This window comes from Mycobacterium sp. NGS50 (assembly GCF_059812545.1).
Window position 1 is genome coordinate 36,382 of the sequence record NZ_JCALCW010000043.1, and the last position, 6,770, is coordinate 43,151.

7 protein-coding genes are annotated in these 6,770 nt (G+C 64.8%); 4 read left to right on the forward strand and 3 right to left on the reverse strand.

The window, feature by feature from the left end; all coding sequences use genetic code 11:
* Window positions 1-6: 6 nt before the first annotated feature.
* Both AC5Y36_RS22990 and AC5Y36_RS22995 read right to left on the reverse strand, forming a co-directional pair.
* The gene (locus AC5Y36_RS22990) at window positions 7-852 is read right to left on the reverse strand and encodes a DUF6498-containing protein (RefSeq protein WP_500043278.1); all 846 of its coding nucleotides are present in this window, start codon (window positions 850-852) and stop codon (window positions 7-9) included.
* Window positions 853-965: 113 nt separating this feature from the next.
* Window positions 966-1,889 carry an NAD(P)H-dependent flavin oxidoreductase gene (locus AC5Y36_RS22995; RefSeq protein WP_500043279.1) on the reverse strand — a complete coding sequence of 308 codons (924 nt, stop codon included), beginning with the start codon at window positions 1,887-1,889 and terminating at the stop codon, window positions 966-968.
* 123 nt (window positions 1,890-2,012) lie between these two features.
* On the opposite strand from AC5Y36_RS22995, the gene AC5Y36_RS23000 reads away from it, so the two are divergent.
* The 4 genes from AC5Y36_RS23000 (at window position 2,013) to AC5Y36_RS23015 (ending at window position 5,223) form a co-directional block, all read left to right on the forward strand.
* Window positions 2,013-2,774: an alpha/beta fold hydrolase gene (locus tag AC5Y36_RS23000; protein WP_500043280.1), complete on the forward strand. Its 762-nt coding sequence runs from the start codon at window positions 2,013-2,015 to the stop codon at window positions 2,772-2,774.
* Between the two features lie 9 nt (window positions 2,775-2,783).
* Window positions 2,784-3,236 carry a MarR family winged helix-turn-helix transcriptional regulator gene (locus AC5Y36_RS23005; RefSeq protein ID WP_500043281.1) on the forward strand — a complete coding sequence of 151 codons (453 nt, stop codon included), beginning with the start codon at window positions 2,784-2,786 and terminating at the stop codon, window positions 3,234-3,236.
* Between the two features lie 112 nt (window positions 3,237-3,348).
* Complete coding sequence (locus tag AC5Y36_RS23010) at window positions 3,349-3,783, forward strand: cellulose-binding domain-containing protein (protein WP_500043282.1); 435 nt, start codon at window positions 3,349-3,351, stop codon at window positions 3,781-3,783.
* 198 nt (window positions 3,784-3,981) lie between these two features.
* On the forward strand, window positions 3,982-5,223 hold the full coding sequence (locus AC5Y36_RS23015; protein WP_500043285.1) for an IS256 family transposase: 1,242 nt from the start codon (window positions 3,982-3,984) through the stop codon (window positions 5,221-5,223).
* A gap of 60 nt (window positions 5,224-5,283) precedes the next feature.
* Here AC5Y36_RS23015 and AC5Y36_RS23020 read toward each other — a convergent pair whose 3' ends face one another.
* Window positions 5,284-6,537, reverse strand: a complete 1,254-nt coding sequence (locus AC5Y36_RS23020) for an HNH endonuclease signature motif containing protein (RefSeq protein WP_500043283.1) — start codon at window positions 6,535-6,537, stop codon at window positions 5,284-5,286.
* Window positions 6,538-6,770: the final 233 nt, after the last annotated feature.

The window sequence follows — 6,770 nt, forward strand, 5'->3', positions numbered from 1 at the left end:
GGATGGTCAGCGCACCGCGCCAGGGCCGGTGGGTCCGGGATCCGGCAGGGCGGTAGCGATCGGCCACGGCTGTTCGTTGCGCCGCTGTCTGTCTCGCTCGCGGGCTTGATCCTGGACCCAGAAATCCTCGAAGCGCTCACCTGGATGCACGTTCGGAATTCGGTTCATCAGGTTGCTGAGCCAGCGGGGCGGGCGATCCGGCTCCCATTGCGGAACTACGGCGCTGAGCGCGGCCAGCGACTTGAGTACGACGAACACCCCGAACAGCGTGCTGGGCGCATCGGTAGCAGCGATCCCGGCGAATCCCAGCAGCAACGTCAGATGCACGACCATGATCCGGCCCAGTCCGATGTTCGCAGTCTGCTCGAGGTCCCGGAACGACCATCGGCGCAGATCGACCAGATCGAGCAGGAAATCCAGTGTCAGGAACAGCGATACGCACAGGCACCCCCAGCCGACGCTGCGCCAGTCGAGATCGATGAGCTGCAGGTCAGGCGCCCGGTTGTGCGCTAGGAGCCCAAGGATGGCTCCCAGGAAGATCCCGTGGGCAGCGCAGAAGGCCAGGCCGATGAGGGCGAAGCCGCCCAGGAATGACTGGTTCGCCGGGCCGTCGGCTTGCGCCGCGCGATAGCGGAAGTGGCCGTATTTGGGTGCCCAGCGCCGGTGCACGGCGATGCGGGCGATCACGAACAGGCACATCGCGACATTCTCGAACCAGTACACCAGCAGGGTGGTGGCGCCGGACCAATGTTGGGCGAACCAGCCGAGGACGGGGATGGCGGTCACGCCGAGCACCGTGAACAGGTGCAGTCGTGAGGTCGCGCCGTTGCGCCGCGCAGCGGGTTGGGTCACGATCCGCTCATCCGACTCTGGCGATCCATCGCATCATCATGGGCCCCCGGGTTCATCGACGGGGGGAGTTCGGTGACCCGGTGGCACCAGCGGTCAGGCGGTGCCGATGAGGCTCACAAGCTTCCGGTCCGCGATCGGGCCTCGTCCAATGCGGCTTCGATTTCGTCCCAGGTTCGGCGAATGATCTCCGAGACCGGCGGGAGGTCGACAATCCGCGACGACACCTGGCCGGTGTTGGCGACGCTGGCTTCCATGTCGCCGTCGAAGTACAGCTGGGTGACCTTGCCCAGCAGTTGGGCCGCCGGGTCATGTTCGGCGACGCGGGCCGCCAGGCCGGTCCGCAGTACCCGCATGGTCGGATTGCCCGGAAGGTCGAGAAGCACTGTGCCTGCGTCGTTTGCGGCCACGATCGCTTCCTTGAAGTTCGCGTGCACCGCGGCTTCCTGGCTGGCCAGCATCCGCGTCCCCATCTGCACCCCTTCGGCGCCCAACACCAGTGACGCCGCCGCCGACCTTGCGTCGCACATGCCGCCCGCGGCGATCAGCGGCAGGTTCACGTTTTCGGCGACCAGGGGGAACAGCACCATCGTCGAGGCACCGAGCAGTGATTTGAATCCGCCGCCCTCGACGCCCTCCACGACCAGCGCATCGACACCGGCGTCGGCCGCCTTGTGTGCGCCCTTGAGTGATCCGACAACGTGCACGACCGTCATACCGGCGTCGTGCAGCCGCGCGGTGAACAGCGCCGGGTCACCGGCGGAGGTGAAAACGTGGCGCACGCCGGCTTCGGCCAAAGTGTCGACGATGGAAGGGTCCTTTTTCCATCCCTGGATCATCAGGTTCGCCGCCACCGGCTTGTCGGTGAGCTCACGCACCCTCAGCAGGTCGGCACGTCCGTCGGGAGTGAGGGTTTCGATCATTCCGAGTCCACCGGCCTCGGATACCGCGGCAGCGAGTTCGGCGCGGGCGATGTAGGTCATCGGCGCCTGGACGACGGGGTAGTCGACCCCGAGCAGCGACTGGATGCGGTTGGCCACGGCCTATTCAAACACTCTGGCTCACCGCGGAGATCCCGGACGGTGGCGCGGCACCCATTGACGATCTATGACACAACATATATGTTGTGTCATACACTATCGAACACACGACAAGGACCTGACATGCCCACCACCGGACCCACCATCGTGACCATTCCGTGCTTCTCGGGAGCCCCCTGGGAGGATCGTCAACTCGAGCCGTTTGCGGGACGCGAGGTCCGAACGATGCGGCTTCCGGAAGGACTCACCAATGTCGATGCCTACGCCGATTTCGTTGCCGAGAAGGTCGCCGGCCTGGACTCCTATGTGTTGGTGGGGGATTCCTTCGGCGCGGTGATCGCCGTGACACTGGCCACCCGTCGGCCTGCGGGACTGGTCGCGCTGGTGTTGTCCGGCGGCTTTGCCGCCAACCCGCTGCCGCGGTGGAAGCGAATCGCTTCGCGGGCGTCACGCTTTGCCGGAGGCCCGCTCTACCGGCAGGGCACCCTGCGGTTCCACGCCTACCAGCTGGCGTCGAAGTTCGATGCCAACGCCGAAATACCGTTGACTCAGAACGACTATCGGCAGCTGTTCGTCGAGAACACCTCGCAATCCAGCTACACCGCGCGGGTGACCTCCGTCATCGACTTCGACGTTCGCGACCGGCTGGACCGGGTCAACGTCCCGACGCTGATCGTCACACCACAAGACGACAAGTTGGTGGGTGACGACGCCGCCAAAGTGATGCTCGCCGGCATTCCCGATGCGCGCGAGGTGGTCCTGCCGGGCACCGGGCACATGTTCCGTTTCACCCATCCCGACCTGTACGGGCACACCGTCGTGGACTTCATCGACGACACGATCATGGCCATGTCGGTTGACCGCCGCGGGGACGACGGTCGATAAGCTGGGGGAGTGAGACCGGGCGAGCACCTGCGCTATTTGGTTCTGGCTGCCCAGCGCGAAGGCAATCGGATATTCGCTGCGGCGCTCAAACCTCTCGGGCTGACCCCAGCATGGGCCGAGGCGATCAGCGTGCTCGATGAACGCGAACCGTTGACCATCCGGGAACTGGGACTGCTGATGGTGTGCGAAGGGGAGCACCCCAGCCGTCTGGTCACCCGGATGGTGTCGGCCGGCCTGCTGAGCACCGAGCCGTCACCCGATGATGACCGCGCCCGATGGGTCAGAATCACACCCGCTGCTCGGGCCCTGCTTCCCGGGCTCCGCGAGATTGAAGACCAGCTGCACACCGCGATTGAGGACAGGGTCAATTCGGCCAGCCTCGAGACCTGTCGAACTGTCCTGGGGGGCTTCATCGACGGGTTGCCTGCCGGAGAAGCACTGCAGCGGCGGGCCGGTTCGTAGCTGCGCCTCGGCCACCAAACGGTTCCAAGACGGTTTCAGTTGCGCAAAGGTACTGCAGCCACCCCGCGATGCGCAGGCCGATATGGCCTACTGGGCTTTAGGGTGGGCGGCTATGGCTGGCCTGGGCAATCGCGTGAAGCGTTCGCGTACAGCGCTTCGCGTAACCGTGTCGGCGTTGATGATCGCCATCCTCGGACTTCCTGTCGCCCCCGTAGCTCATGCGGTGGCGGCGGTGGCCACGTTGTCGGTGACGTCGACCTGGCAGACCGGTTTCATCGCCCACTTCACCATCACCAACTCGAGCACGGTGCCGCTCACCGATTGGAAGCTCGAATTCGACTTGCCGATGGGAGAATCCGTCCGGCACACGTGGAACAGCACCCTCACCCAATATGGCACGCACTATGTTGTCAGCCCGGCGAACTGGAATCGCATCATCGCCCCCGGTGGCTCAGCCACCGGGGGTCTACGAGGCGTGCTGAGCGGTACCTACTCGCCGCCATCGAACTGTCGGCTCAACGGGCAATATCTCTGCGTCCTGAGGTGAGGGCGCGCCACGTCAACTGGCTCTGAGACGTGGGCGATTTGGTGGTATGCGGCACGCATCTTTGTCTGCCGTTTCCGGATCTCCGTGCCGCAGAGCGAAACTCGGGACTGTCGGAACAACGGTGGATCTGGACTTGGTCTGATACGCCGAGCGTGAGCTTGGCGGGAAGGACTGATGATGTCCGAAACACTCGAATCCATGGCGATCGATGTGGATCAACGCCAGCTCGCTGAACAGCTGCTGGCGCAAGCGAAGGAACAGGGAATCGAGCTGGTCGGTCCGAACGGCCTGCTCAACCAGTTGTCCAAGAACGTCCTCGAGACCGCGCTGGACGCGGAGATGGCCGAGCACCTGGGCTACGACAAGCACGACCCGGCCGGCCGCGGCAGCGGCAACTCCCGCAACGGCAGCCGGGCCAAGACGGTGTTCACCGAAATCGGCCCGGTCGAGATCGAGGTCCCGCGAGATACCAACAGCACCTTCGACCCGGTGATCGTAAAGAAGCGTCAGCGCCGGCTGACCGGGGTCGATGAGATCGTGTTGTCGCTGACCGCCAAAGGACTGACCACCGGGGAGATCGCGGCGCATTTCGACGACGTCTACGGCGCCACCGTCTCCAAGGACACCATCTCCAAGATCACCGACAAAGTGATTGAGGAGATGACTGAGTGGTGCAACCGGCCGCTGGAGTCGGTGTATCCGGTGGTGTTCATCGACGCGATCTTCGTCAAGGTCCGCGACGGCCAAGTCAGCAACCGGCCCATCTACGTGGCCATCGGGGTCACCTGCGCCGGGGAACGCGACATCCTCGGCCTGTGGGCCGGCGACGGCGGTGAAGGGGCGAAGTTCTGGCTGTCGGTGCTTACCGAGATCAAGAACCGCGGCACCGGCGATGCGTGCATCGTGGTTTGCGACGGCCTCAAAGGACTACCGGATGCGATCAACACCGTGTGGCCGCGGGCGGTGGTGCAGACGTGCGTGATCCATCTGTTGCGCAACACGTTTCGCTATGCATCCCGCAAGTACTGGGATCAGATCGCCAAAGATATCCGGCCGGTCTACACCGCCGCGACCGAGGCCGCGGCCAAGGAACGGTTCACCGAGTTCACCGCCAAATGGGGTGCCCAGTACCCGGCGATCACCCAGTTGTGGGAGAACGCGTGGAGCGAGTTCGTGCCGTTCCTGGACTACGACGTCGAGATCCGCCGCGTCATCTGCAGCACGAATGCGGTGGAGTCATTGAATGCCCGCTACCGGCGGGCGATTCGGGCCCGCGGGCACTTCCCGACCGAACAGGCCGCGATGAAGTGTCTCTACCTGGTAACCCGATCCCTAGACCCCACCGGCCGCGGTAAGGCACGATGGGCAATGAGGTGGAAGCCCGCGCTCAATGCGTTCGCGATCACCTTCAACGGCCGGATCACTCCGACTGGCGACTAACCAATGCCAAGCCAGATCCACCGTTTATCTGACACTCCCCGAAACTCGGCAGGCTCCGACCTAGTTGGTCGATGGTGGGCCTTGTGGTTGGAAAGGCGTGTACCACCACCATTGGGCGCGTTCGCCGGTCGGTCCGGGGTAGGGCGGCACGCTAGGGGGTGGGCTGGTGGGTGGGCGGGCCAGTGATCCGGGGTGCAGGTGGTGGCCGTCGCGGTCGGTGACGACGAGGTGGTCGGCGTCTCCGGTGATCGTCAAGATGCCGCGGTGGTGCAGGCGGTGGTGATACGGGCAGACCAGCACCAGGTTGTTCAGGTCGGTGGCCCCGCCGTCTTCCCAGTGCCGGATGTGATGGGCGTGCAGACCACGGGTGGCTCCGCAGCCCGGAACCGCGCAGGTGGGATGGCGATGCTCCAGGGCGCGGCGCAGTCGACGGTTGATGGTGCGGGTGGAGCGACCACAGCCGATCAGCTGACCGTCGCGTTCGAACCACACCTCGCAGGTGGCATCACAGGTCAGATACTGGCGTTCGGCATCTGAGAGCAGCGGGCCCAGATGCAGGGCGGCCATCTGCTCCTTGAGATCGAGATGAACCACCACGGTGGTGCGTTGTCCGTGGGGTCGACGCTGTACCTCGGTGTCCCAGCCGGTCTCGACCAGCCGCATGAACGCATCGACAGCGGACGGTAGCGGGGGATGCCGGTCAGCCGTGCCCCCGGCATCGTCGCGGTCGCGCCTCCACTGGGCCATCAGCGCGTCACGATGGGACTGCAGCGCGGCTTCCAATGTCGCCGATTCCGCGTGCGGCAAGGTGATGCGCCAGACATCGACGTCGGCGTCGCGGGAGGTCTTGGTGATCGCCGGCGGCGGGGCAGGCTGCGGATCCCGCTCCGGCCGCGGCGCCAACTTGATCGCGGTACGCAACTGCGAAACCGTGGCCGAATCAGCCAGCTCCGCGTAATGCTCATCCGAGCCTTCGGCGGCCCGCTGCGCGATCACCCCTACCTGATCCAGCGACAAACGGCCCTCCCGCAACCCCTGGACGCAGGTGGGAAACGACTCGAGCCGGTGCGCCACCGCCGCGATGGTGTGGGCATTAGCCAGTGACGACCCCGTCTTCCACGCCACCAGCGCGGCCACCGACCGCACCCCCGTGGCACCCCACAACTCGTCATGGTCGATCTCAGAAATAATGTCCACGATGCGGCCATCGATGGCATTACGCTGACCCATCAACCCCGACAACTCCTCAAACAGCACCTCAAGCCGCGCAGCAGGACTCACATCGGTGCTGGATAAGGCCACGGGCGAGGTCATGCCATAAGGATCGCACTCGGGTCTGACAAGTCAGGGATGTCTTGCGATGGGTACCCGACGACCACACGAACCGCGCGACCGGATGTGCCCATGTTCAATGGGGTGGGGTCGGATCCGTGTGCACACACGTCGCGGCGGCTCGCGGGGCAAAATTGGCACGTGCGCATTTTTCAGGTCGATTGCTTCGCCGACCGCCCCTTTGCGGGCAACCCGAATGCAGTAGTCCTGTTGAA